The organism is Pedobacter sp. P26, assembly GCF_050632135.1.
In the GTDB taxonomy this organism is placed as follows: domain Bacteria; phylum Bacteroidota; class Bacteroidia; order Sphingobacteriales; family Sphingobacteriaceae; genus Pedobacter.
The window spans coordinates 5160404-5186976 of sequence record NZ_CP192574.1; the positions used below are offsets into that span (position 1 = coordinate 5160404).

Here is a 26573-nt window from a genome sequence, read left to right on the forward strand (position 1 = left end):
ATGCCTAAATTACATAACCCACTTTATTTTTTTCAATATTGCCCAAAATCCGATCAACCGTGGCAGCTGAGCGCAATCCATCTGCTGGTGTGTTCATCACATAATCCACCAATATATCAAGTGTACTGGTTGCAACATGCATCCTTGTATCTGATGAGGCGTAATAGATAAACACCATTCCCTGCTCGTCCAGAATCCAGCCGTTGCTAAAAACCACGTTAGAAACATCCCCGATACGTTCTTCGCCTTCCGGAGCCAAAAAATAACCTGCAGGTTTATAGATCACCTTGGTCAGATCCTTTAGATCGGTCATAAACATGTATAGCACATAGCGTAAACCTGCGGCTGTATTTCTCACCCCATGGGCCAAAAACAACCAGCCATATTTTGTTTTGATCGGCTCCGGTCCCATTCCGTTTTTAGCTTCGTAAACGGTGTGATAGTTTTTATTGTCGACAATCAGTTCCTTTTCAATAACCGCATTTTCAATTGAAGCACTTAATCCGAACCCAATTCCACCACCGGTACCGCTTTCAATAAAGCCATCCTGCGGACGGGTATAAAAAGCATATTGTCCATCAACAAACTCTGGATGCAATACAACGTTGCGCTGTTGTGGAGAGGGGTTTTCAGGTCGGCCAAACGCTCCCAGGTCTTTAAATCTTTCGTGCGAACAATTCCACATTGTGCTACCGCCATCGATTGGTCGTGTACAGGCGCATCAGGATCTTTTCTTTCAGTGCAAAACAGACCGTACATCCAACCATCTTCATGCGCAATAATACGCATATCGTAAACATTGGTATCAGGATTATCCCCTTCCGGAAGCGTTACAGGCTCCTCCCAGAAATTAAAATTATCTATTCCGTTGTCACTTTCCGCCACGGCAAAAAACGATTTCCGGTCGGCTGCCTCTACCCTTACAATTAAGATATACTTGTTATTAAACTTAATCGCACCAGCATTAAAAGTTGCATTTATACCGATCCGCTCCAATAAATAAGGATTGGTCTGTGAATTGAAATCGTATTTCCAATTTAATGGTACATGTGCAGCAGTTAAAATAGGGTTTTCATATCTATCGAAAATCCCATTCCCCAAAGTCAGCTTCTTATTTTTAAGCGCAACTATTTTTTGTGTTCTTCTTCTAACTGCTTTTTTCTTTTCTCAAAATCTATCATAAAAATATGCTATTATTTTTTTTAATCTTCTAATTTATTCCACCAGGTTCTTTTCAGGATCAATACGATTACAGCTAAAACAGCAACGGTGATAAACAGCGGCGTGTGCATACTCAATATAAAATACATTGGCAGAATGGTTAAACACAGCTGGGCAATTATCCCTAGCAGTACATTGAACATATCGAGCTTAAACCTTTTATTCCCCTGAAAAGTTGGGTCTTCAGCAACAACAAGTTCATGGACGGGTTTCCAAAATCCCCATGGCCTTACGGTTTTGTAAAATGATTTTAAGACCGTTTCATCTGCTGGAGGAGCAGCGTAAGTACCTGCGATACAGCCGATCACAGAAAGTACAAACAGTAATGGCCACCAGTAAAGTGGTAAACCGTGGGTAACATAGGGCATTGCCAGCGCAGCCGCTATCCCAACAGCCATTCCCCAGAAAAACCCATTGGCATTAAACCGCCACCAATACCATTTCAGGCAGTTGGCGGCTACATAACCACCGTACAGGCCACCGACGATCCATTGAAGGATGTCGTTTACATTGTTAGCGAAAAAGCCCAGAACTACCCCTATTGTTACCACGATTATACCAACGATATAATTCATGTTGATGACCTTCTTTGTACTGGCTTTTGGATTGATGTATTTTAAATAAATATCATTGACGATATAAGCCTGGGCAGCATTAAGCGTTCCGCTGAAAGTACCCATAAATGCGCCTAACAATCCTGTAAGTACAATACCTAAAATCCCGACCGGTAAAAAATTATTGATTGTTGCGGGCAAAATCCTTTCAAAGTCCGTAACCCCGTCCGGCCCTTTTAAATAAATCTGGTTGTAATATAAAAGCGCGAGCACGGTTAAACCGATTACCATGGAGTAGCGGATGGGCAGTAATATGATGCTCACAAAGCCGGTCATTTTACTCGCCTCTTTGGGGCTTCTGGTACTGAGTACCTTTTGCATGTCGTAGTTTGGCGCCGGACCCGCCAAAGAGGCAAAAACACCTTTCAAAAGCATCATTCCAAAGAAAATCCCGAACAGACTGAAACCGTCATCGGCAATTTTTTTATTGGCATCGGCGGCAATTTTACTCCAGTCCAGATCCAGTTTCCAGCTAAAAAACGGATCGTCCCAGCCTTTGGGAATATTTAAAGTTTGTCCGTGGAGATGGTTCATGGCGATAACGGCAATTGCCAGGCAGCCAACCGTCATAAACGCATATTTGATCATATCGCCCAGAACAATACTGTGCATACCTCCTAAAATGGAATAAAACATAGCGAAAAGTGTAAATACGATCCCATAGAAATGGGGAATATACCTGGTGGGGATATCAAAGGGTACATAGCCTTTTACATAATCCCATGGGATGAAAATTTCCATAAATTTGCCCAGTCCGATAAAACCATAGGCCAAAAACCCGAAACAGCTGATTAATGCAAATGCAATTACAACAATATGAGAACTTTTCACTCCTTTACCTATTGAGCCAAACCGTGTTTGAAGCCATTCTGCACCCGTATTTGCATTGCTTCTACGCAACCATTTACTTAAGAACATCATCATAAAAACCTGATTGAATACCGGCCAGAGCCAGGGAATCCAAATGCTTTTTAAGCCATAAACAAAACATAATGCCACCATCCACATGGTTCCACTAATATCGAACATATCTGATGCATCACTCAAGCCGAGTTTATACCAAGGCAGTGATTTACCGCCCATCATATAACTTTCTTTATTCTGTTTTGCCTTTTTCCGGTACCAAAAGCCGATAAAAATCATTGTGGCGAGGTAGAGGATAATGATTAAGACATCTATTAATTGTAATTTCATTTATTTGGTTATTGCACTGTTGTATATGGTTATTTGTGTTATAATATGAATGAAATGATTTCTTACCCACGCTATTTATAGATTGAATATCTTCTTAGCCCCTTTTGAAGAAGAATATTATTACCCTTTAAAAACCTCAGGAAATCTGGCGCGGAAACCTGCCCGGGATAGGGCACATAATAATGGTTGTCTTTTTCTTTTTCGCGATAACCTGCGTTTCGCCAGAATAGCACATAAGATGGTTTATTATCCTCAATTGCCTTAGAAAAAACACCTGTCCACCAAGCGGCATCAGGAATTTCCACAAAGCCTGTTTCAGCAAGTGCACTTAATTTTCTAGTCTTTTTGGCAATCTTGTTCTGGATGGCCAGGCAGGTGGAAACATCTTGTTTAAATAATACACCTTTTTCTATCCCACCATACTGATAGTAATCAAAACTGAGTACATCAACAAAATTATTGCCCGGATAGCGCTCCAGATACTGTTCTTCGGTTCTAAAATCACATGGATTAAACACATAAATCAGATTTTGCAGATGCTTTTTATCCCTTAAATACTGAACAGTAAACTGCCACAACGCCTCATATTCCTGGGGACTGCAGGATTTTTACCCCACCAGAACCAGCCGCCACCATTTTCATGGAATGGCCTGAATAAAACAGGGATCAATTTTCCGTCAGTTCCTTTCAATGAGTTTGCAAATACAGAAAACCTGTCTAACCAGCTTTTATAAAGCACATGCCTTTCCCCTTTTGGAAGAATCGATCTAACAGCTATTGAAACGGTATCCCATGAAGTTTTTCCATTAAAGGGATTATCCATATGCCAGCTCAGGGTATTTATTGCTCCCATGTCATAGGCTTTTTTGATGTACCTCCGCATTTTTTCGAATGGAACACCATCAATATTCTGCGCTTTACCCGTCTCCAGCCCCGAGACATCCCAGCCAAAAACAGCCGGATATTCTCCAGTTAGATCCTTGATATCGCTTCTGCCTTCCTGATATTTCCAACCAACACCATAGGCCATATCATCCTGGTGACCAAACAACACTTTTTTACCAGAAAGCCTGATTAAATTCTTATATAGGTTTTTAGTTTCGGGCGTAGCTTTTCTATCTATTAACTGCCCGAAAACAACAACGAAAAGCATGCAAAAAAACAAGAACAACGGGACTATTTTTTTAATCATTCGAATCTATTTTGGCTAGTATTTTGGCACTCATAATAATTATCTAAAATACTGATGTAATTAACATAAACAATAATACTATTTTAACCAATCAATATATAATCCGTCTTATTTCACCTCCAATTACAGCTCAAAATATAAGTAAACAAGTATTTTTTTACTACATTGCATCAATGTTCTTTTATCTTAAAAATATTTTTTTCAGGACCAAAAGTTATGAATAACATCATTAAAGAAATTACCCCCTTACCCAGAATGATTGTTTCACTATATTTTCCAGGGTAAAACAGGATTTTGATTTCCCGCTCCATTTCCATGAAGAATTTGAACTTAATTTAATTTTGAATGCACCGGGTGCTAAACGGATTGTTGGCGATAATATTGAAGAAATTACAGACATGGAACTGGTACTCGTTGGCCCTAATCTTTCCCATGTTTGGACTACCCACAATTGCAAAAGTGAAGAAATTACCGAAGTCACAATCCAGTGGCATAAGGACCTTTTTGATGACAAAATGCTGCGCAGGAACCAGCTAAGTTTTATCCGTAAAATGTTCGAACGCTCGGCAAGGGGTATTCTGTTCCCCCGTGAAACCATTGAAAAGGTTTACAAACGTATTTTGGATATAAACCAGCTGCAGGGTTTTGATTCTGTTCTTGAACTGATGAGTATCCTTCATGATTTATCTACCTCGAAAAGTATGCGGGTGCTGTCAGATGCTACTTTTAACAACGACCAGGTATTAAATTACAACAGTAGAAGGATTGATAAGGCTTTCGAATTTATGAATGCCAATTTTGATAAGCCCATTACCCTGAAAGATTTAGCCAAACTGGTTAACATGGCAGAGATTTCTTTCAGCCGGTTTATTAAAAAACGGACGGGAAATACCTTTATTGATAGCCTGAATGAAATTCGTCTGGGTCATGCTACCCGCATGCTTATCGAAACTACACATTCAGTAGCGGAGATTTCTTACAATTGTGGGTTTAACAACATTTCAAACTTTAACCGGCTATTCAAGAAAAAGAAACACTGCACACCCAAAGAATTTAGAGAGAATTTTTCAGGAACAAGGGTATTTATTTAAATCGGGCAGCCTGATTATTTATTCAGTTTTCTGAGTTGCATCTTAATATATTTTCCTGCTGGTGTGAGCATTTCAGGCTTCCATTTCCCTTTCGGAGATGCTCCAGGTGCCAGCAGTGCAGTGGTTTCTGTTTTATCGGTAATATTCCAGTTTGCCCAGCTCAATTTATTTTTCTCCATCCAGGAATACCATTTATCCGTTTTTTCAACATCAAACTTACCGTCGCCATTGGCCTCTCCAACGCCCCACTCTGTTACAAAAACTGGCAGACCTGAAGAAATAGCCTCATCGGCCCGCTTCATTAAAATTTCTTGATGGCTTGGTTCTGAAGCGTAAAAATGAAATGAATAAGCAATGTTGCTGAATCCTTTAATTGGATCTTTGGCAGCTACATCAATGTCCTGATCCCAATGCGGACTACCTACAACAATTATGTTTTCGGTATCGTATTTTCTGATTTCGGCAATCACCTGTACCGCGTAATCTTTAACAGCCTGCCATGTTATTTTTTCTGGCTCATTAAATATCTCATAAATGATATTGGGTTTGCCAGCATATCTTTTAGCCATTTTTGCAAAAAACATTTTTGACTGATCCAGATGTTCGTTTGCATGGTGATCGTGCCAATCAATCAGCACATACAGATTTTTCTTAACCGCAGCATCGATTGTTCTGGTTACCAGTTCTTCCTGTTCTACCGGATTCTGCAGATAACCTCCATCTGGCTGTACCGCCATTGAAACGCGCAATAAACTAATATTAAAATCAGACTGAAGCCAGTTTACAACATCCTGGTTATAATATTTTTTCCTTCCCAAATGCTCCATGATAAACTTACACCACGAAGTTGCGGCTGGATATTTTTACTGTTTAAAATTTTCCCGTCAACAACTTTTAATGCTCCGTTGCGCCCCACCCAGTTTACTTTTTGGGCAAAGGAGGTGATAGCGAAAAAGACAAATACTGAAAGAAACACAACTTTTTTCATAAGGAATCTATTTAATAAGGTACACTGAAGGCATTTTATCGGCAAAAAGCACAAAACCATCATTCTTAAAAGCCCTAAAATCACTTGCCGCAGGATGCCCGGCATAGGGTGTCCAATAAGCATCTTTGGTATTTGCCCAAAGCAGTACATAAGCAAATTCCAGGCGCTGATTTTTCAGGGATTTTAGCAGTTGCTGCGTAAACCAATCTGTTTTGGTTAAGTTTTGCAGACCAGTTTCTGTTAGTGCTGCTAATTTATTATGTGCCTTTGCGTAATCGGAAACGATTTTAAATTTTGACGCTGCAATATCTGGCGAAATACCTGCTTTCATATCTTCATAATTATCGGTACCCACCAAATCTACGTATTCATCGCCAGGAAAATAATTAAGATACTGGGTTTGGGAATTAAAATTCCGGTCTGGAGACCATGCATAAAGAAAATTCCTCACTCCCAAATCGTCCCGAAGGTATTTAACCGTGTACTGATACATGTCAATATATTCTGCGGCTGAGCAATGTCCATTTCCCCACCAGAACCAGCTGCCATCCATTTCATGAAAAGGGCGAAAAATAACGGGAATCAGTTTCCCATCTGCACCAATAAGGGTTTTGGCGTAATCTGCTACAATTTTTAACGAAGCCTTAAAAGTTTCGTTTGCCGATCCGCCGGGCAAAACCTGGTTAACTGCCATAACCGGAGAATCTGACCAATAAAACCCGCCCTTTGAAACCGGATTTGCATAATGCCAGCAATAGGTATTTATTCCTCCACGGTTATAAGCCTCGATAGTGAGGGTGCGGGCGATAGATTTTTCGTAATCGAACCAGGCACCCGTTGCAAAATTTGTCATATGGATAAAATCGTGACCATAAACTGAAGGATAAACACCTGTAACCGTTTTAACATCACTTTGCGTGGAAGAAATCCCCGAAAACTGCTGTTCGTTAGCCCATTGCGATGTCGCACCTGTTACCCCTCTTTTCGTATCGTCCTGATGACCAAAAAGAACATTGTTTTTTGAAATCTGTTTGAGGTTATAGAAAAGGGAAGCGGTTTCGTCTGTTGCATTTTTATCTACCAACCAGGTTTTAACCTCTGGTAGATCCGTTGAAGTGGTAACTGGCAAAACAGGGATTACAGTTGGGTTTTCAACTGCCTCTTCTCCACTCTTTTTACAGGAAAAGAATGCAATAGCAGCCATTGCAACTCCGAAGCATATATTTTTAAGGTTCATGAATAGTTGGTTTATGGGCTGGATTATTTTTTTAAATAGGTTTGTATAGTTTTCCAGGTAGATTTATCAGAATCGAAGACAGCATTTAACCCTTGCTCTTCCTGCGGGGGTCGCCAGAGAATTCATCGCCATCTTTCCAGAACAACTGTCCTGGTATAGGTCTTGATGTTCCTCCAAATGCCCAAAAATTACAGCCCGCAATTGCCCCTTTATTCTTCCGGCTATCTGCCCACAATGCGAAAATATTTCCGAAATATTCATCCCGTAATTTGGTTGTTGATGATGGATCAAAAGCATGCCCATCCCTGGGCAGGCCAAACTCCTCAATTACAAGCGGTTTATTTAATTGCCGGGCAATGCTTTCATGCCTATTAATGTAAGCAGCTGTTCTTTCAATAACCAAAGGTAGGTTTTCAGCCGTGGGCGCATCTTTAAACCAGCCCCAGTTTTTTGGCCAGATGTGGATAGTTAAATAATCAATACTTTTATCTGCGTGAATCTCCTTAAACAGATCCCAATTCTCATCAGTCCCCATAAAACCTTCGGTGCCTATAGTAACAAGATGGTTCTTATCAATTGATTTAATAAAATTGGCAGTGGAAGAAATCCATTTTTTATAATTATCAATAGCATCAGTCCGCATTGGGCGGGGCTCATTTGCAAGCTCCCAGGCCATAATAGCAGGCTCATTAACATATTTTTTACCTGAGTAAGTATTTTTGTGCCCGAGTATAAATTTTAACTGCTTTTGATAATCGCTTTTACAGGCTTCGCAACTATAAAACTTACTCGTATAATCGCGTTGCTCATCCCAATTTAACTTTCGTTTTAGTGTTTCATTGTCAATCTGGCCATTCCAGTTCAGGTATTGGAGAAAACCGCCACTCCACTCCCAGTTATTGCTTAAAAACAAAACAGCATACATCTTGCGTTTTGCCATTTCTACCAGTAAAAAATCCAATCCTTTTAAAAGTTCAGCATTAAAAACCAGATGCCGGGCCTGCAATGCGGGTTTAACACGGTCAACTCCATTAATTTTTCCTTCACCCTCTGAGCCAACCAAAATACGGAGGTTATTTACACCCTGCGATTTCAAAAATCAAGTTCACTGATCAATCTCCGTTTGCCCTTAATAGGGTCCTTTTGTAAAGCAAGCAACCCGCCGTACCAGTAATTTGCACCCACATAATAGTAAGGTGCTCCACTAATTACAAACTGGTGGCCCAAGCGATTTAACAAAGGCTGGTTTCTGAGCATTTGAAGCTGAAAAGGAAAGTATCAGCGTAAATAACAAAATAATCCTAAACATTCTTTTTTGAAAAAAATCCATATTCTTTTTTATTTCAGGGCATAAAAAACCCGGCACATCACTCCTGTTTTATGACGGGCCGGGTTAAAGTTATTTTAGTTTTATTTTACAAGAATCCAATCATCAATATAAAAGCTTTCATCCTGCGCATCGGGTCCTTTAATCCAGAAGCCCAAAGCATTTGAAGGCGATCCTGTAGCCCAAAGCCCTAATGTAGAGAGTGGAATTTTATAATAGTTCCACACATTTGCTTTTACCGTTATTGGAGCAGACTGGTCTCCGTTTCCATAACCTCCGGCACGTTTATCACCAGTGATGTATAAAGTATAATCCTGGGAACCGCCTTTGATGTAAAAAGACAGGTAAGTATATCCGCCGGTACTAGGCAACCCCACATTCCAGTTGGCCACACCATTAGCACTCCAGTTACCTTTTGCATAGTTAAGCTTCAGTGATTTCACTCCGGATTTTGCAGCTGCAGAAGATACTTCACCACTTCCCCAAAAATTGCCACTCCAATTTGTACCATAATCTTCAGTAAAGAACTTATAGGCCTGATCGAGATTAACATAAACCTGCTTTGGTGCAACCTGTCCTCCTGGATAAGTTAGCAGTAAGGTTGTAGAAGTGAGCGTAGAGCTTGGCATTTTAAGCGTTAATTCTGTATCGTTTTTAGTTAAAATTATTGCTTTAGCAGTGGAGGTTCCCAGTTGAATATCAGTAACACTGGCAAGCCCGATACCGGTTAAAGTAATTTCAGCGTCAGCAGAAAAATTATAGTTCGAAGCTTCTGTAACCGTTGGTGGAGGAAGTAATATCGAAAATTTATAATCCACCTTTCCGTAAAGGGTTGTAACTGACAAAGTATTACTTTGGGTTGGCCCAGCAGGGGTATTTTTTGGAATACCCACCAAAATTGTACTATCTGAGCCCAAGGCTTTATTAAAATATACAGAAAGCCCATTAAACGAAACCGTGGTAACACTTGCTAAATTAGTACCGATAATGGCGTACATATTCTGCAGATTCCCATCGGTTGTTGTCGAATCCATTGCAACAACTTGAGGCGTAGTATTCGGAAAGGTAACTGATGTCGCTTTTCCATTCGCATCGTAAGTGGTGATGGTTGTTGTTAATTTACTATCGATGTAAGATTTACTGATGGTACGTACCCTAGTAATGGTTGGCGCACCCTTTCCGCCTTCTGCATCATCTTTCTTACAAGATGCGATCCCCAAAGCTACCAATACAGATAACAGAAACGGGATTATGCTTTTTTTATTCATTAATATTTTCATTTCTTTTCTTTTTAAATGTGATACCCCAAAACATATTTTATTTAAAAGTGTAAGGTACCGGCGGAAGGGCTAAAGCCGGATCGTTGGCAACTTCCGTAGCCGGGTAAGGCAACAGGAAATTTGCGTCGACAGGTGTAAAATATCCGTTTCCAAATCTAACAGGAGGTGTGTCATTACTTGAATCGCCCCTATCTTGCGCTTTAATAATTGCAATTGCTTTAGGATGGCGGGTTACATTAAAGCCATCAATACGGCATAAATCAAACCAGTAATCGCCTTCGATTGCAAATTCAAGCCTGCGCTCTTTTAGTAGATCCTGAAAGGTAAATGATGATACAACGCCTAAACCTGCGCGTTGCCTGATAATATTAAGGTATTTAACAGCTGTTAAATCACTTGTACTTGCTGTTAATGACAAACCTGTTGGACTGCTTCCTGCAGATGCGCCCAAAATTGCTTCCGCAGCAATTAGGTACATATCTGCTAAACGCAGCATATAAGTATTCATACCGGTAGATTGGAAAGCACTTTTGCCACCATTATCTGCAGGCGAACCGGTTACATATTTTTTGATCTGTGCGTGTGTACCCTGAGAACCTGCATTTGCAGGAAGGGTATAACCGCCACCGGCCTGATTCAGTTCGGGATAATAATCGCCAGGCAGCATAATGGTTGCTTTTCTTCTCTGATCATTTGAAGAGTAGGCATCAATCAGGTCAAAAGTTGGAGCCAGCACACCATAACCATCGCCGGTCTGTGTAATGGCAGAACTATAGGCTAACGAAGCCTGCATTCCATTTCCAAAACCATAACCACCATTTGACAGCCACTGTAAAGCGATGATAGATTCTTTATTATTATTGTTGGCAATCTTGAAAAGATCAGCATAAGTTCTGCCTGCAACGTCTACGCCAAACAGACCAAACTCATGGCTGTTGATCACTTTTTCTGCCTGGGCCTTTGCATTTGCATAATCCTGCATATACAGGTAAACTTTTGCCATCAATGCAGATGCCGAACCACTGGAAACATGCCCGCTACCCGCAACATTGGGCGTACAGTTCGCTTCACCAAATTTCAGATCGTTGATAATGAACTTATAAACATCAGTTACCGGATTTGTACGTATTGTTGATGGACTACCTACGAAATCAAGGGGATTTTCGATAATCGGAACATTTCCAAAAATCCTAACCAGATGAAAATAGGCCAGCGCCCTTAATACATGTGCTTCGCCCAGCGCATTGTTTACAACCGAAACAGGAACTGAGGCAGGCACCGTTGGAAGATTGTAGATTACGGCGTTAGACTGTGCAACGACGGTGAACAATGAGTTCCAGGCCGCACTTAATTCAAAGTTACCGTTTGAAACTGAAAAGTTTCCAAAGGCCTTCACATCATCCGAACCGCTTCTTCCGTTACCGCTTGCCATTTCGGTTATTGCCCAGCTTACTTTTGTGTTCCAGCCAAACCATGGCGCGGCATAAAGTGCGTTTGTACTGGACTGGACCTGAGCCGCTGTAGTATAATATCCGCCAACAGTATATTGATCTTCCGGTGGCCGGTTAAAAATTCTTTCTTACAACCTGTTGCAGATAAAGATACTAGGGTTGCCATTGCTATGATCTGTTTTATATATCGTTTCATATCGATCTCTTTAAATGTTAAAACTGTGCGTTTAATCCAAATGTAATGGTACGTGGAATCGGATATCTACCCATGTCTATATTGGTATAAATCGGGTTCTGGTTCAACGAACCGATCTCGGGATCCAGACCTGAATATTTGGTAAATACATATAGATTCTGACCACTGGCAAAAACATTCAAACGGCTTAGCTTTGCATGCTTAATCCATTTTTCAGGAAAAGTATAACCTAGCCTGATATTCTGAACCCTTAAAAAGGAGGCACTTTCCAAAAAGCGGTCAGACATCACCAAGTTGTTGTTGGCTATACCGCCCTTTGGTGCAGGGATATCAGAATTTGGATTGCCTGGACTCCAGAAATTGCTGGAAGTAGCCAGCTGATTGGTATATAGTCCCGAAAGTCCTGCGATCTGATAATTTAATGCATTAAGGATTTTACCTCCATAGGATCCATTCAAAAAGATAGACAGATCGAAGTTTTTATAAGTGAAGTTATTGGTAATACTGTAGGTAAAATCCGGATTCGGGTTACCCAGCGCAACCTGGTCATTCGCATCCACCTTACCATCACCGTTGGTATCCTCATACATTAGATCACCCAGATAAATCGAATTGGCAATTGAAGGATCGTTTGTAATCACTGCTGGCGATGTCCCCCCGGTTACGTTCTGAGGATGGGAAGCAATATACTGCAGGTCGGCAGTGTTTTTAATCACACCTTTAACTTTATAACCGAAGAACTCTCCTACAGGCCCGCCTTCGGTTGTTTTGGTTACAGGCAAACTGATAAAACTGCTGTTGATACTACCAATTAATGCCGGAGAACCGTTTAAGGATACTACATTGTTTTTATATTTCGAAAAGATTAAAGTTGTATTCCATTTGAAATTGTCATTTACAATGTTCTTTGTATTGATACTGAATTCGAAGCCTTTATTTTCTATCTGGCCAGCATTGTAATAAGGCGATTTAATTGCAGCCACATCAGAGTATTCGGCTGGTCCTCCGAGCAGGAACGCCGGAAGTGGTTTTTGGAAAAGGAAGTTTTTAGAGTTTTTAATGTAGTAATCAAAACTGGCATCAATTCTTCCTTTAAACAAACTAAAATCGACACCAGCACCTTTTTGAATGGCAGATTCCCAGGTTAAATCTAAATTGGCTACGTTGTTGGTTACAAAACCAGTACCCAAACCTGTGGCAACTGCCTTAATCGATGAACCATAAAGATAGTTGGGAATGTTCTGGTTTCCGGTTTCACCATAGTTTAACCTGATTTTGATGTTATCGACTACAGACTTGGTGCTTTCCATGAACGATTCTTCCGATAATCTCCAGGAAATAGCCGCAGCAGGGAAATAACCAACTTTGTGCCCTTCAGCAAATTTCGAAGATTTATCAGAGCGGATACTTGCCGTGATACTGTATCTGTTATTATAGGTATAGATTGCCCTTGCCAGTAAAGATTCCATCACCTGACTGCCTTTGTTCTGATCGATCAGAGCGGTGGTCTGATCACCAAAACCAAGTGTCTGAATGGTATTTCCCGATGCAAAATTTTCTATTTTGTTCGAAACCCCGCCCCAGGTGGCCTGCCAAACCTCATATCCGGCCAATGCGGTTAAATTGTGCTTGGTACCAAATGTATGTGCGTAGTTTAAATACTCTTTCCAGCCCCAATAAGTACTATTGGAGTTGTATTGATCAAGTCGTGCCGTCTGATTTGAAAATGCCCCCCATTGATAAGTTGGCTTAAAAGTTTGGGCTTCCGACCAGTTAAAATCGCCATTCAGTTCCGAACGTAAGCTCAGGTCTTTAAAAATCTTTAAATCAGCATAAGCACTTCCGTTAATGTTATTGCTCAACAAAGTATTTGTCAGGCTTAATGCCTGCGCAACCGGATTAACTGTACCTTGCGCTAGCCCTCCTGCATCAAGCGTGGGCCCTGCATAAGATCCATCTGCATTATAGATCGGATTATCCGGTGCACTGGAAAGTGCATTATAAACAATCCCTGTATTACTGCCCAGGCCAATATTCTGGTTGGTTCGTGCCGCGCCGATTGTACTACCGATTTTTAGCCAGTCTTTTACCTGTCCGTTCACATTGGTACGGAACGAGTAACGTTTGAAATCACTTCCAATAATGGTTCCTTCCTGCTTAAGGTATCCTCCAGATACGTAATAATCGACACCGTCTTTTCCTCCCGAGAATGACAATTGATGATTCTGTTGCGGTGCGGTCTGAAAAATGGCGTCCTGCCAGTCTGTACCAGTACCCAAAATACTTGGATCTGCAAATTCTATCCTTCTCTGCAAACCAAACTTATCGGCCAATGCATTTTGAAGATTCGCGAATTGCTTTAAGTCCATCATATCCAAAAACTTACCCTGCTCCTGAAAACCATAATAACCATCATAACTGATCTTGGCACTACCATTTTTCCCACGTTTAGTAGTTACAATGACTACCCCATTAGCACCACGGCTACCGTAAATAGCCGTTGCAGAAGCATCTTTTAATATATCGATTGATTCTATATCGTTGGGATTGATCCTTGAAAGTGGGCTCACGCCTGTTTCTTCCTGACCACCGCCGGTGCGGGTCAATTGGGGAGACCTTCCGTTTCCGCTTTTATTGGTTGCATCTCCCAGGATAGGTACACCATCGATAACATATAAAGGTTCACTGCCCCCAAATGAAGTAATACCGCGGATACGCACAGAAGTTGCGCTACCAGGGCCGCCAGAATTTTGCGTAATGGTAACACCTGCAGCTTTACCCTGAATCAGCTGATCTAAACTTGGCTGGGGAATATTTGCAATATCCTTTGCCAGAACTGAAGACACCGAACCATTAACATCCTGACGTTTCTGTGTACCATAACCTATTACCACAACATCCGACAAGGCAGTTGATGCTGATTTTAAGTTAACATCGATCTGTTTTTTTGTGCCGATTACGATTTCTTGGCTTGTAGAACCGATAAAGCTATACACTAAAACTGTTCCGCTGGCCGGTACTGTAATTGTATACTTTCCATCAATATTGGTACTGGTTGCTATGGCGGTTCCTTTTACCATAACACCTACTCCAGGTAAGGTTGTACCTTTTTCATCATAAACTGTTCCTGTGATTACCCTGGAGGCATTTTGCGCAGAAGCCCTGGTTAGAAAGCCCATACACATCACAAACAGAATTACTATTCGTAAAGTTGTACTCATAATGTTTATATTTAGTTATTATTTGTTAACTCAAATTTAACAGCAATGTTAATCGCTTTTATAGTATTATTTTAACTTATAATAATCTAAAAAATACTATCATATAAATAAATAAAAGCTTAAAATAATCATTATCAACTAATTTAACTGAGTATACGATTACAGCAAGCCTATACTTTTTTCTCCCAAATTAATTAATTATTGATACTATTTTGCTTATACCTACATCAAAGCCTTCTAGACTATATATAAATGAATACAGCCAGTTATATGAAAATACCTTTTAAAAACAGCTAAAAGCAATCGGTTGCAAAAAGAAAACGATTAAACACAATAGCCCCTTCGGTTTTAGTCTTGTTAATTATACTTTCCAAACATTTGATGATAGTTTTCTGTCTTTTAGCCATTAAGATTTTTTGTTTCTATATTATTGTGGTACCCACAATATAAATCCAACAATGAAACTCAAGATTTTCTATTTATTTACGGCATTAATCTGTCTATTCCAGGCAAGTCAGGCCAATACGGTCAAAAATTATACGGATACGCTTTATGCCAAACAACTAAAACCTTACGGCAGGTACTTGCTCAATGATCAGAATAAACTGGAAATGATCAGCTCAGCAGTGCATTTTGGTTTTAAGTTTACTGGTGACAGTTGCGCTATATATGCCCAGTTAAATCAAAGCCAAGGACATAATTATATCCAATATGAAATAGACGGCGTATACCAGAAACGCATCCGTATTGAAGGGAATACCACTAGCCCCATAATTTTAAGCGTAAAAGGCCGTGGAGAACATACGATATGGATTTATAAGGCCACCGAAGCACACACAGGGGCAATTCAGATCTCAAAGATCGCGGCAAACCATATCAAAGCCATAAAAGTCCACAAAGCCCCGTTAATCGAGTTTATTGGCAATAGCATTACCTGTGGAGCTGCATCAGACACCACAGATTTTGCCTGTGGAACCGGCGAATACCATGATCAGCACAACGCCTATCTGGCCTATGGCCCAAGGGTATCTCGAAAACTGGGAGTCAACTATATCATGAGCAGTGTAAGTGGTATCGGAATTTACAGGACATGGAATATGGAAGGCCCTTCTATGCCAAAGGTTTATGAGCAAATAGATTTTAAAACAGATACACAACAAAAGTGGGACTTCAAAAAGTATAGCCCTAAAATCGTCAGTATTGCACTAGGCACCAACGACCTTAGTAATGGCGACGGAAAAAACGTAAGAAAGCCGTTTGATGAAAAGATATTCCTAGACCAATATGTAAACTTCATTAAACTTGTAAAATCAAAATACCCAAAAGCACAGATCGCTTTATTAAGTAGCCCAATGGTAAAAGGAAAATCCCGTGATATTCTTGAAAACTGTCTCAATAGCATAAAAAAGAGTTGATTCCCTGTACCCATCAGGCCGAGGAGTTAAAACTTTTTCTTCCCGGCAATGGCCCCACATGGATGCACAGGCCATCCCAGCACAGAAGACCACTTGATACTTGCCGAGCAGCTTCTTCCTTTTTACAGAAAATTACTGGAATAACCCTTCGGCATGCACCACAACAAAATCGTTGTATTATTTCAGATATAATCACATATAAACAACCACTTAAAACATTCTTACGCACATAGCATTTACAAGGTCATCTATTAAAAGGAAATTAAAAACCAATTAATAATATTTAAACGACAATCTACCGCTTTCTATCCTGTATTAATAAAATGACCAGAGAAAAAAGTTCCTGCTTATGTTTTCTATAAGTTGAATTCAGGTGGAGCATGATGTGTTCCATCTGTTTTTGCTTTATCTCAAGCAATTCTCCATGGCCATCAACCAGATTTTCTGTTTGTCCCTCCAGTACTTTTATATAATCAATCAGATCTGTATCAGCACTATATTTATCTTGTTCTAGCTATAAGATTTTTTACCGACGGCTTTTAGGTCATCATATACACTGGGCCGGAGAGCAGTATAAAATACCGGTTCGACATTTTCGGAGCAGTACCAAAAATTTTGGAGCGCTAGTAAAAAAATATCTTTGTAATTTATACTGATCTCTATATATGCCATCGGATACAGTACGAAATTATGAGTTGGTTACACGCCTCATTATTTTCAAGGTATAATTTTCAAATTTGCCCATCTATTTGGATTTATTCTTAATAAACTTAACTTTGCAAAAAAATGCCACACGGGTCCGACCCCGTGTGGCGATACAGGCGCTAAGCCCTGACACCTTTAACATCAAATTAAAAGTAAATGCAATTTAAGAAAATTTTACGCTTAGGTGTGTGCTGTACCGGAATATTTGCAGCTCATGCCAGTTCTGCTCATGTTCTGACAGGAAGTTACACAAATCCTACAGATAGTCTTGTTCAAAGCCGGAATGATGAACAAACCGGGATAGTGAGAGGCAGGATCACCACTTCTGATGGTAGCGTAGCTGCTAATGTAACGGTAGTGCTGAAAGGCACCCGCTTTGGCTCGGTTACCGACGAGGATGGCTTATACCAAATCCGGCGTGTTCCGGTTGGCGATTATACACTTGTAGTTTCTGCGGTTGGCCTTTATCCAAAAGAAAAACAGATACATGTTTCATTCCGTGGTACCGTAATTGTTGATTTTTCTTTAAAAGAAAATCGTTCAGAGTTAGACGAGGTACAGGTAAGCACGAATAAGAAAAAATATAAGGTGGATAAAGTGTCCTCCTCATTACGGTTACAATCTCCTCTGATCGAAGTACCGCAGAACATTCAGGTGGTAACCAGCAAGGTACTGGCTGATCAGCAGGTGTTTGATATTGTAGATGGCGTAACCAGGAATGTGAGCGGTACCATGCGCGTAGGCCATTGGGACGCTCAATATGCCAATATTTTCATGCGCGGCACGAGTATTCCTGCTTTCCGGAACGGGATGAACCAAAAAATGCCATGGGGCCCGTTAGCTGACGATGCGGCAACTATTGATCGCATCGAATTCGTAAAAGGTCCTTCTGGCTTTATGATGGCCAACGGTGAACCCGGCGGTATTTATAATGTGGTAACTAAGAAGCCTACAGGTCAAAACCACAGTTCGGTAAGTGTAGCAGGCGGAGGTTATAACCTGGGACGCGCCGCTGTTGACCTGGATGGTAAGTTAAGTCGCGACGGTAAATTGTTGTTTCGCCTGAATGTGGCAGCACAAAGTAAAGACAGCTACAACAAATACAATTACACGGATAAGTACGTTATCGCACCCGTAATTAGCTATCAGGTAGACAGCAATACTTTAATCACAGCTGAATATACTACCCAGCATGTAGAGGCACAGGCATTGGGCTCTTATGGTTTTTCGCCGAAAGGCTTCGCCGATACAGATCCCAGTTTCTTCCTGGGCGACCCGGCACTGGACCCTGCAAAGCTTTATGACCACAATGCCACGCTTTATGTGAGCCACCGTTTAAATAATAACTGGAAGATTAATGCACAAGCTGCTTATCTCCGTTATGGTTTAGATGGAGGTACCCCGTGGCCTTCAACAATTGCACCAAATGGCGATATGAAACGTTACCTCAATATCAGTGAGGAGCTGGCCATTAACAAAAACATACAGGTTAGCCTGATGGGCGATGTTGCTACGGGATCTGTTGTACACCGTATTTTAGGCGGACTAGATATGGGCAACCTGAAAACCTGGGGTGATTTTTCCAGCGTAACGCAGTCTGATCTTCAGTTGGCAAACGGCACTAAATTCAACATTTACAACCCGGTTTACGGGATTCCTTTTGCCAATATTCCTGTCTTTGATCGTTCGCGAAGCATTCAGAACCGTTCGGGATCAAATGTATATGCCACCAACCTGACCTATACCGGCGCTTATTTACAGGACGAAATTCGCATGCTGGATGGACGTGTGCGTTTAACATTAGCCGGCCGTTTCACACATGCGGTAACGGTGGGAAAAACAAACCTTACACAGATATCTGATAATGTTTTCAGCCCCAGGGCTGGTTTGAGTGTAACCCTGGCAAAAGATTTCAGTGCCTATACACTCTATGATCAGAGCTTCCTGCCTGTTGCCGGCCAGGACTATGCCGGAAACCCTTTCAAGCCTATCCGCGGTAATAACATCGAACTGGGTTTGAAAAAGGATTTCTTTGACGGTAGATGGAACGTAACGGCTGCCGCTTTCCGCATTAAGAAGAAAAATGTATTAACCGCAGACCTGGATCCGGCACATCTGGCTGCAAACCCAAATGCCCAGATCCAATTGGGGGGTGTTATCTCAAAAGGTATTGAACTGGATATAAACGGGGAAATTACCCCTGGATTGAACCTTGTATTAAATTATGCGCTCACTGATGCCAAGGTAAGTGAAGATGCTAAACCAGAATTGGTAGGCAGACACACCCCTAACTCTGCTAAGCACATTACCAATGGCTGGTTATCTTACCGCTATCAGAAACAAGGTGCTTTATTAAACGGCTTTGGATTGAGCGCGGGTTACCAGATTCAACTGGATCGTTACGCGGGATCAACTTCTGTTCCATTGATGTTACCTGCTTATTACCGTTTTGACGCAGGTGTTTCTTATGAAAAAGGTAAAATAACCATCGCTGCGGTAGTGAATAACCTTTTGGATCGCAGGTTGCTGACACAGGGATCATATACCAAGCTGGCAACTGAAACTGCAACATCTGTTTCTTACTATACCTATATCTATGAGGTTCCGCGCAACGCACGATTGAGCATTACCTACAGGTTTAAATAAGCATATCTGATCAATAAACACAGGCACAATGACGAAGAATCAAAATCCGGGAAAGAAGAAGCAAAAGGACACGCTTTTTAAGCGCATTAACAACTGGCTGCACTTGTGGTTAGGTTTGATATCTGGTATCATTGTCCTGATTGTATGCCTTACCGGTTGCATGTGGGTATTTAATGAAGAAATTACCGGTTTGCTGGAGCCTGAAACAAAAGTAGCCTGGCAAGATAAGCCTGTGGTTAAACCCTCCGAGTTGATGCGGATAGCTGCGAAGCTGTACCCGGAGAAAGTGCCATCGTACGCCAATTACCAGCAAGGCAGGGCCATCAACTTAAATTTACGGGCGGCTAATGCCGGTCCGCGGGATCGCCGTACGGGAAATACCATACTAAAAATAAATCCTTATACAGGTGGGGTGATTAGTATCGAGGAACATAAACCAGGTGAATCAGATTTCTTCAGGTTTATTTTAAACGGGCACCGTTTTCTCTGGATGCCTTCTGAAATAGGGCGACCAATTGTTAATTACGGTACCATGATCTTTGTAGTTCTGCTGATCACCGGACTGATCTGGTGGTACCCGAAGAAATGGAATAAATCAACCCGCGATAAAAGTTTTAAGATTAAATGGGGTGCATCTTTTAAACGGGTAAACCTCGACTTGCACAACGTACCTGGCTTTTATGCCTTATTGTTCCTGGCAGCTATAGCCCTTACAGGAATGGTATATGGTATTAAATGGTATAGTGAGGGGATGTATTGGGTTACATCAGGTGGCGATAAGCTCGCAGAATACAAGCGTTTAGACTCAGACTCGACATTAAAAGGAAAGGGTTATGCACCGGAAAAAGCAATGGATATGGCCTGGGATCAGGTCATTTCGCGCCATCCTAAATCGATGGGTTTTTATTACAGTTTTGCGGATACGGCAGAAGCTAAGGCTGCCATCAACATCACCGTCTATCCAAATAAAGGGCAGTTTTATAATAGCCAAGGCTACACTTTTGACCAACATAGCCTGAAGGAGTTAAAGCGACAGGATGCCTATTCGGTAGAATATGCGCAAGCCTCGTTTGGTCAGAAACTGCGAAAAATGAATTACGATATCCACGTAGGCAGTATCCTGGGATTTCCGGGTAAGGTAATGGCCTTCCTGGCTTCACTTATTGGCGCTAGCTTACCGGTTACAGGATTCTTGGTATGGTATGGCCGGAAGTTTAAGAAAAAGAGTAAGAAGCCGGGGAAAAGTTTGGCGAAGCAACCTGACGTAATCCCCTCCAAATCAGCAGAAAAACTGCTCGCAGAGATATAAACATAAAGCCCCGGATCTGAAAAGCCGGGGCTTTTTTGTGTTAACATCTGATCTAAAAGGTGCCGGTAAGACATAGGTAGATTTTCTATTTCGAATTTATAAAGCTTGAATGCCTATACTATTTGTTTTTCATTATTTTTTCCCATTCGGCTTGGGTTAGAATTTCTAAAAATTCATCGCGAAAGTGCCATGCAGATACATATCCAGCTGAGACAGTGAAACTGATCACCCAAGTGGTCTTTGCCTTCCATAATTTAAATGCACAAATATCTGTCGCGGTAATATAAGGACTTGTTTCACCTAAGTGTTGATGTGAGGATGCTTCTATCGCGTCTATACCACCGGTTCCCAGGGGAATAAGGTTGTTATGAAGCTTTGTCTTTTTAATGATATTATTGTCTCTGTCAAAATTAATCAGGTAATCATTTCCTAATAACACTTCATCCGGTGCTGTTTGCGCAGTGATGACATATACTTTTTTTGCCCCATTTTTTATAATGGGGATAAGATTTAAACTGGTATTTTCATAAAATTTAAAAAGCGTGTCGTTTAAAACAGCCTGTGCAGCTTTCGACCGGATAGCATACAAGTCTTTTTCAAATTCGGTAAATTTTCTTGTTGCAGTGTCTATACTATATTTAGACGAGTCTAAACTATGGCCAAACTTAACTGTCGCCAACACTACCGGATCGTTATTTTTAGAAAAAAAGATAGTGGTCATTTTTTTTCTTTCTCATAAGAAAAATATCCCCCGGATAAACGCTTCTTCCCGCCGAAACCGGAGGTAAAAATCTGTGTACTATGACCTGAAGCCCATTCAGAACGATAAAGTGTTTCCCCCTCTGTATTAATGCTGTCAGCAATCTTTCTCAGCGCATTTTTTTGTGCTATTGCATTTTGCGCTACGATAAACAGGGTAATCAATGTTAACAGTTTTTTCATTAATGGCGAAAAGGTTAGTAAATATCTTGTGAATATAAATAACCTTGTGGATTTTGCATAACGCGGTTGCAACAGAACAAATTGATTTCAAACATTCAGATCATAGTTTAAGAAAGCTAATTCACGTAAATCATCCAAAAAACAGTTCGAGAATTGTCTAACGCGGGCTACTGATCAAAAGCTCACCAAAAGATCGGCTTTTTGCGTTTTAAATTTGGGCAAATATTGTAGTAAGGAATAAAATATATGAAATCCCATATCTAGTAACACAAGTCTTAGTGCCCTACGTGGAAAAACAGCCAGAATGCGCTTCAGTTAAATTAACAAACTACCAAAAGATCAGGACCTTCTCTGAAATATTGCCCAGTTGTGATCGATACCTGAAAATTTCCTTCTTTTATGGTTTTCCATTTTGCTTTTTTATTGTTTTCGGAATCATCACGGCTCAGGGCCTGATGCAAAACCTTTATTCAACCACCGCTACGAAACCGCCACGAGGCAAACAGTTAATTTTCACCGGCTGTCCTTTGCGCCATACCAGCATTTTTGTTTTAAAAGATTTATCGTATTCACCATCCTGGATGATGCTGATCCTGGCTTCCTTATTTTTCAGGAAATCTAAACTAAATTGTAAAACTTTAGCATCCTCCAGTCCATTCAATCCACCAATATACCATTTTGTACCCTTTCTTCTCGCCATAACCACATGACTACCCGGATAACCGCTCAACAAACGTGTTTCAGCCCAGGCGGTTGGTAAGGCCTTTAAAAAGTTTTTTGGGGCATCCGGTAGTGCATAGTATGCTTCCGGACGGTCTGCAAAATGCTGCAAGGCCGATTCGAATACCACGGAGAGTGCCAGTTCATGTCCATAAGAAGTAATGTGCGGGTGTTGACTGTTAGAAAAGGTAACCGGTGTATAATCCATAGGACCAATTACATTCCTGGTAAAAGGTAAAGTGGTATTATGTACGGCCGCCTTATTAGTCAAAATATCACGGTTATTATACCATTCTGCACCGTAAACCGCTTCTACAGACATTAAATTCGGGTAGGTTCTTGACCACCCACGCGGAATAGTAGCACCATGAAAGTTTACCATGAGGTGATGATCGGCAGCATCTTTGAGGATATCCAGGTATAATTTCATCATGTCCTGCTGGTCGCCGGCAAAAAAATCTACCTTAATTCCGTAAACCCCGATCTTATTTAACCATTCAAACTCTTTGATGCGTTTTTCGCGGGTTCTCATGCGGTCCACAGGTGTAGCATCAGACCAGTCGGTCGTGCCTGAATTGTACCAGATCATGGGTTTAATACCTTTCGACTTGGCATAATTAACGGCATCTTCCAGTTTGCCACCATTGCCCATCACGTCCCATTCCCAATCGATTAGTACATAAGGCCAGTTCATATTTTTGGCCAGATCGGTGTATGCCACTGCCTTTTGGTAATCTTTAGATCCATGGTTGTAGGCCCAATAAATCCAGGCCACCGCACCAGGCTTAATCCATTCTTTTTGTGCAATGCGGCTAGGTTCACTCACGTCCGTAATCAGGGTAGATTCTACAACAGTTGCCAGGCTTCCAATCATGACGGTATGCCACTGTGACTTCCATGGTAAAGTGCTCATGTCACCTTGTTGCGGAAAACTTTTCCGTCCTGCCGAGTAGCTGATTTTGTACCGGTTAATATCTTTATTATTCACCAACCTGGAAGCTGCATTAAATTCGCTGTTTCCGGCTTCAGAAATGAGATACCACACTTGCAATTGTTTGGTTTTGAACAATGCAGGATAAGACCATTCCTGGCTTTTTTCTCCTTTACCATTATTGTTGTAGGGATAAAAATCTTCATATCCCGGATCATAAGCCTGTGCCCATCGATCCGTTTGTACGGGAATGTTAAAGGTGGTATATTCATCTTCGATATGAACCAGTTGGTCTGACCATTTCGGAAATTCATACCTGAAAGCAATACCATCATTATAGACACGAAAAACGACATTGAGCGACTTTCCGTTCGCATTGACAAAGGTATATGTGCTTTCATTTGCCTGGTTGCTGCAAAGCTTTCTTTTACCGCTTACCATTTCATATTGGGTGTTCAGGCGCTTAACTGATCCGGCACTTTTCAAGGTAAGATTTTTAAATTGCTCCTGTTTGGTTGCAATACCGATTTCGGTGTCGGAAAGAATTGGCTCCCATTTTCCATTGGTCTGATAATAGACATCAAACTGCGCGGATGTGGTACTGTCAGCAGTTGCCAGCTGATGATATTCCATTACCAGCTTGATTTTGCCATTGGGCGATATTATAGGGTATGACTGGCCTTTTTGCGCGTAAGTGACGCTGCAGCAAAGCGAAGTTAACAAGGTATAAAAGATAAAAGATTTTCGAAGTGTCATTTGTGATTTGTGTTTTTAATATTTTAATTATTCAGCTTAATGTTTATTCATTCACCACCTGCCAGCTGAAAACGGTTCCGTCTTTCCGGTTAGGTAAAGTGCCTGGCCAATCTGCACCGTATAATTCTCCGGTATGCGGATCTAAGCCGACAAAACGTTTAGTTTTTAAAGATAGCAGCATACACTGCCCCTTCAACATATCCTGCCATACGAACAGGCTGCCCGGTGTTTCCTCCTTGATCAGCCGTACATCTGCAGATAAACCCTGGCTGGTAATAGTTAAAAAGCCAGTTCCGTTAAGTGCCTGCAGGGCTACTTTACCCTGCTCACGGTCTAACACGCGAAACTGATAGGCAGAATCGCTATTCACGGTAAAACTACGTCCCGGGCAAAGCATACCATGAGGATTTGGCCAAAGCTGACGACTGTCGGCCAGATTGGTTAATGTAATTATTTTTCCCAGCGGAAGATTTTTAGTACGGTCGGCTAAGGGTTCATTTAACTGAAAGTGATCAAACTCAGCATAGCCACCCTCCTTTCCTTTGGTATTATAAGCAAATAAGGCATACCGGGTTCCCTGAAAAGTTTTCAACTGATAGGGAAGCCTGATGCTGTCGGCTACGTTCTCAAATGTTTTGCCATCGGTACTGTAACTCAACCGGGCAATATCCTCGTCGAAATTCCCGAAGGCACGTAAATAAATACGTGGCGATTTTAAGGGTTTGTTGATTGTTTTTTGCCGGTACTGGTCAAATATGCGGAAAACAAAATGATTTCCTTCCCGAAGGATGCCCATCCAGGCATAAGGGATGTTCATTAAACCCAAACCGGCAATATCGCCGTCTTTCAGTTTTTGAGCGTTTAATTCTACAGTAGCTTCGGATTCAGGGCCAACACCCCGTTGGGTCAGGGTATTTCTTGCCCAAAGGAAATCCTTTGCCGGTAAGGTATGCAGGCGCAGGCTTCCTCCCTTCAATTGCCATTTGCCATCAACAGGATTGTGGTTCCATTGCCATGCAGAGGCCAACTGTGGCGCATTAAAGTTGTCATTGCGTTGGTAAGGTACCTGCGGACGATCGGGTTGGGCCACATTGGGTTTAAACCAGGTTCGTGGAGATCTGCCCAGGTTACCTTCAAGGCCAAAGAAAGGCCAGCCTTCTTTCCAGGTAACAGGTGATAGAAAGGTTGTTCTACCCACTGCCCTGAAATCCATCATTGAAAAGCCCCACCATTCCCCATTGGGCAGGTCTACAATACCACCCTGGTGCATGGGAACCGATCCCAACAACTGATCGCTTTGCTTTGTCATCGATAATTTGGCATCCGCAGCAGGTAAGGCAGAATCCTGCCCCATATCTTGGGTAAACCAACCCAGGGTTGTACCCATTGTTTCTTTAGCACTTACTACGGTAGTTTCGTAAGGCCCTTCAATATTAGCGGCCCGGGCACATTGCAGGCGGCCGTTATCGGCATTGGTAATGTAATATTTTCCGTTGATTTTGTAAAGGTGATTACCTTCGCCCATGGCATTTCCCCTGGGGATGATCACGCGGTCGCTACCTTCTATAAAACCGCTGAGGTCAGGTTTTAATTCAATGAGTTTAATTTCTCCGACACCATAAACAACATAGATTTTTCCGTTCTCAAACAATACCGACAAATCATAAATGTGACCTTTCAGTTGGTGCTGTTTCCACGGCCCGGCAGGATTGGAGGCCGTAAAAATCTGCAAACCATATTTGTTTATATTGGAAAAAATATAGAAAACCCCGTTATGGTACCGGATACAGGGTGCCCATATACCTTGTCCATAGGCTTCTTTACCATCTTTAAGATTAAATTCTGCTCCCTGCTGAAAACGGTCCATTGCATAGCCGATCACCTTCCAGTTAACCAGATCCTTAGAATGCAGCACCGGTAATCCGGGTACGCTATGCATGGTGGTACCCGTGAGGTAAAAATCATCACCTACGCGAATAAGATCCGGATCGGAGAATTCATCATAAAATAGCGGATTGGTATAAGTACCATTTCCATTATCTGCCGTCCAGGAGCTTTGGGCATAAAGCTTTGATGCACTTAAAATGAATAGCAAAGCACAGCATGTTAGTTTTAATGACCGTTTAAAATACTGCCG

Annotated in this window: 20 protein-coding genes; 4 read left to right on the forward strand and 16 right to left on the reverse strand. The window is 41.4% G+C overall.

The genetic code is table 11. The annotated features are described in order from the left end of the window. Nucleotides 1-4 precede the first annotated feature (4 nt). From ACQ86H_RS23890 to ACQ86H_RS23910, 5 genes are all read right to left on the reverse strand, one after another. Complete coding sequence (locus tag ACQ86H_RS23890; protein WP_431292711.1) at nucleotides 5-598, reverse strand: glycoside hydrolase family 130 protein; 594 nt, start codon at nucleotides 596-598, stop codon at nucleotides 5-7. Continuing rightward, complete coding sequence (locus ACQ86H_RS23895; protein ID WP_431292712.1) at nucleotides 499-1101, reverse strand: hypothetical protein; 603 nt, start codon at nucleotides 1099-1101, stop codon at nucleotides 499-501. The genes ACQ86H_RS23890 and ACQ86H_RS23895 overlap by 100 nt, the downstream gene beginning before the upstream one ends. Nucleotides 1102-1202: 101 nt before the next feature. After that, nucleotides 1203-3029: a sodium:solute symporter family protein gene (locus tag ACQ86H_RS23900; RefSeq protein WP_431292713.1), complete on the reverse strand. Its 1827-nt coding sequence runs from the start codon at nucleotides 3027-3029 to the stop codon at nucleotides 1203-1205. Between the two features lie 71 nt (nucleotides 3030-3100). Beyond that, a complete protein-coding gene (locus ACQ86H_RS23905) occupies nucleotides 3101-3607 on the reverse strand; it encodes a glycoside hydrolase family 26 protein (protein ID WP_431292714.1) in 507 nt (168 codons plus the stop codon). After that, nucleotides 3580-4221 (reverse strand): glycosyl hydrolase, encoded by a 642-nt coding sequence (locus ACQ86H_RS23910; RefSeq protein ID WP_431292715.1) that lies wholly within the window; start codon nucleotides 4219-4221, stop codon nucleotides 3580-3582. The genes ACQ86H_RS23905 and ACQ86H_RS23910 overlap by 28 nt, the downstream gene beginning before the upstream one ends. A gap of 341 nt (nucleotides 4222-4562) precedes the next feature. Here ACQ86H_RS23910 and ACQ86H_RS23915 point away from each other — a divergent pair, with 341 nt between their 5' ends. After that, complete coding sequence (locus ACQ86H_RS23915; protein WP_431292716.1) at nucleotides 4563-5312, forward strand: helix-turn-helix domain-containing protein; 750 nt, start codon at nucleotides 4563-4565, stop codon at nucleotides 5310-5312. Between the two features lie 14 nt (nucleotides 5313-5326). Here the strand turns inward: ACQ86H_RS23915 and ACQ86H_RS23920 are convergent, their stop codons facing one another. The 7 genes from ACQ86H_RS23920 to ACQ86H_RS23950 form a co-directional block, all read right to left on the reverse strand. Next, the gene (locus tag ACQ86H_RS23920; protein WP_431292717.1) at nucleotides 5327-6130 is read right to left on the reverse strand and encodes a glycoside hydrolase family 5 protein; all 804 of its coding nucleotides are present in this window, start codon (nucleotides 6128-6130) and stop codon (nucleotides 5327-5329) included. Beyond that, nucleotides 6094-6300, reverse strand: a complete 207-nt coding sequence (locus ACQ86H_RS23925; RefSeq protein ID WP_431292718.1) for a hypothetical protein — start codon at nucleotides 6298-6300, stop codon at nucleotides 6094-6096. Before ACQ86H_RS23925 ends, ACQ86H_RS23920 begins: the two co-directional genes overlap by 37 nt. Before the next feature lie 7 nt (nucleotides 6301-6307). Further along, entirely contained in the window at nucleotides 6308-7537 is a 1230-nt protein-coding gene (locus tag ACQ86H_RS23930; RefSeq protein ID WP_431292719.1) for a glycoside hydrolase family 26 protein, read from the reverse strand. Between the two features lie 85 nt (nucleotides 7538-7622). After that, nucleotides 7623-8633, reverse strand: a complete 1011-nt coding sequence (locus ACQ86H_RS23935; RefSeq protein WP_431292720.1) for a glycoside hydrolase 5 family protein — start codon at nucleotides 8631-8633, stop codon at nucleotides 7623-7625. A 314-nt stretch (nucleotides 8634-8947) separates the two neighbouring features. Beyond that, nucleotides 8948-10144, reverse strand: coding sequence for a cell shape determination protein CcmA (locus tag ACQ86H_RS23940; RefSeq protein ID WP_431292721.1), 1197 nt, complete (start codon nucleotides 10142-10144; stop codon nucleotides 8948-8950). Nucleotides 10145-10181: 37 nt separating this feature from the next. Beyond that, nucleotides 10182-11576 carry a RagB/SusD family nutrient uptake outer membrane protein gene (locus ACQ86H_RS23945; protein ID WP_431292722.1) on the reverse strand — a complete coding sequence of 465 codons (1395 nt, stop codon included), beginning with the start codon at nucleotides 11574-11576 and terminating at the stop codon, nucleotides 10182-10184. Nucleotides 11577-11808: 232 nt separating this feature from the next. Further along, entirely contained in the window at nucleotides 11809-15012 is a 3204-nt protein-coding gene (locus ACQ86H_RS23950) for a SusC/RagA family TonB-linked outer membrane protein (protein WP_431292723.1), read from the reverse strand. Between the two features lie 458 nt (nucleotides 15013-15470). On the opposite strand from ACQ86H_RS23950, the gene ACQ86H_RS23955 reads away from it, so the two are divergent. The 3 genes from ACQ86H_RS23955 (at nucleotide 15471) to ACQ86H_RS23965 (ending at nucleotide 21087) form a co-directional block, all read left to right on the forward strand. Next, a complete protein-coding gene (locus tag ACQ86H_RS23955; protein WP_431292724.1) occupies nucleotides 15471-16427 on the forward strand; it encodes a GDSL-type esterase/lipase family protein in 957 nt (318 codons plus the stop codon). An 861-nt stretch (nucleotides 16428-17288) separates the two neighbouring features. Further along, nucleotides 17289-19778: a TonB-dependent siderophore receptor gene (locus tag ACQ86H_RS23960; protein WP_431292725.1), complete on the forward strand. Its 2490-nt coding sequence runs from the start codon at nucleotides 17289-17291 to the stop codon at nucleotides 19776-19778. 28 nt (nucleotides 19779-19806) lie between these two features. Next, on the forward strand, nucleotides 19807-21087 hold the full coding sequence (locus ACQ86H_RS23965; protein ID WP_431292726.1) for a PepSY-associated TM helix domain-containing protein: 1281 nt from the start codon (nucleotides 19807-19809) through the stop codon (nucleotides 21085-21087). 118 nt (nucleotides 21088-21205) lie between these two features. On the opposite strand, the gene ACQ86H_RS23970 is transcribed toward ACQ86H_RS23965, so the two are convergent. The 4 genes from ACQ86H_RS23970 to ACQ86H_RS23985 all read right to left on the reverse strand — a co-directional run bounded on the left by ACQ86H_RS23970 (nucleotide 21206) and on the right by ACQ86H_RS23985 (nucleotide 26531). Next, nucleotides 21206-21808, reverse strand: a complete 603-nt coding sequence (locus ACQ86H_RS23970) for a hypothetical protein (protein WP_431292727.1) — start codon at nucleotides 21806-21808, stop codon at nucleotides 21206-21208. Further along, complete coding sequence (locus ACQ86H_RS23975; protein WP_431292728.1) at nucleotides 21805-22029, reverse strand: hypothetical protein; 225 nt, start codon at nucleotides 22027-22029, stop codon at nucleotides 21805-21807. The genes ACQ86H_RS23970 and ACQ86H_RS23975 overlap by 4 nt, the downstream gene beginning before the upstream one ends. A gap of 466 nt (nucleotides 22030-22495) precedes the next feature. Next, the gene (locus tag ACQ86H_RS23980) at nucleotides 22496-24313 is read right to left on the reverse strand and encodes a glycoside hydrolase family 97 catalytic domain-containing protein (RefSeq protein ID WP_431292729.1); all 1818 of its coding nucleotides are present in this window, start codon (nucleotides 24311-24313) and stop codon (nucleotides 22496-22498) included. A 166-nt stretch (nucleotides 24314-24479) separates the two neighbouring features. Continuing rightward, entirely contained in the window at nucleotides 24480-26531 is a 2052-nt protein-coding gene (locus tag ACQ86H_RS23985; protein ID WP_431292730.1) for a glycoside hydrolase family 43 protein, read from the reverse strand. Nucleotides 26532-26573 lie beyond the last annotated feature (42 nt).

What these genes read in the sequence shown, in the direction of transcription:
- ACQ86H_RS23975 (WP_431292728.1), bottom strand. Translation starts at nt 22,029, where the DNA reads ATGAAAAAACTGTTAACATTGATTACCCTGTTTATCGTAGCGCAAAAT.
- ACQ86H_RS23965 (WP_431292726.1), top strand. Translation starts at nt 19,807, where the DNA reads ATGACGAAGAATCAAAATCCGGGAAAGAAGAAGCAAAAGGACACGCTT.
- ACQ86H_RS23945 (WP_431292722.1), bottom strand. Translation starts at nt 11,576, where the DNA reads ATGGCAAGCGGTAACGGAAGAAGCGGTTCGGATGATGTGAAGGCCTTT.
- ACQ86H_RS23950 (WP_431292723.1), bottom strand. Translation starts at nt 15,012, where the DNA reads ATGAGTACAACTTTACGAATAGTAATTCTGTTTGTGATGTGTATGGGC.
- ACQ86H_RS23960 (WP_431292725.1), top strand. Translation starts at nt 17,289, where the DNA reads ATGCAATTTAAGAAAATTTTACGCTTAGGTGTGTGCTGTACCGGAATA.
- ACQ86H_RS23980 (WP_431292729.1), bottom strand. Translation starts at nt 24,313, where the DNA reads ATGGAATATCATCAGCTGGCAACTGCTGACAGTACCACATCCGCGCAG.
- ACQ86H_RS23940 (WP_431292721.1), bottom strand. Translation starts at nt 10,144, where the DNA reads ATGAAAATATTAATGAATAAAAAAAGCATAATCCCGTTTCTGTTATCT.
- ACQ86H_RS23930 (WP_431292719.1), bottom strand. Translation starts at nt 7,537, where the DNA reads ATGAACCTTAAAAATATATGCTTCGGAGTTGCAATGGCTGCTATTGCA.
- ACQ86H_RS23910 (WP_431292715.1), bottom strand. Translation starts at nt 4,221, where the DNA reads ATGATTAAAAAAATAGTCCCGTTGTTCTTGTTTTTTTGCATGCTTTTC.
- ACQ86H_RS23900 (WP_431292713.1), bottom strand. Translation starts at nt 3,029, where the DNA reads ATGAAATTACAATTAATAGATGTCTTAATCATTATCCTCTACCTCGCC.
- ACQ86H_RS23925 (WP_431292718.1), bottom strand. Translation starts at nt 6,300, where the DNA reads ATGAAAAAAGTTGTGTTTCTTTCAGTATTTGTCTTTTTCGCTATCACC.
- ACQ86H_RS23970 (WP_431292727.1), bottom strand. Translation starts at nt 21,808, where the DNA reads ATGACCACTATCTTTTTTTCTAAAAATAACGATCCGGTAGTGTTGGCG.
- ACQ86H_RS23955 (WP_431292724.1), top strand. Translation starts at nt 15,471, where the DNA reads ATGAAACTCAAGATTTTCTATTTATTTACGGCATTAATCTGTCTATTC.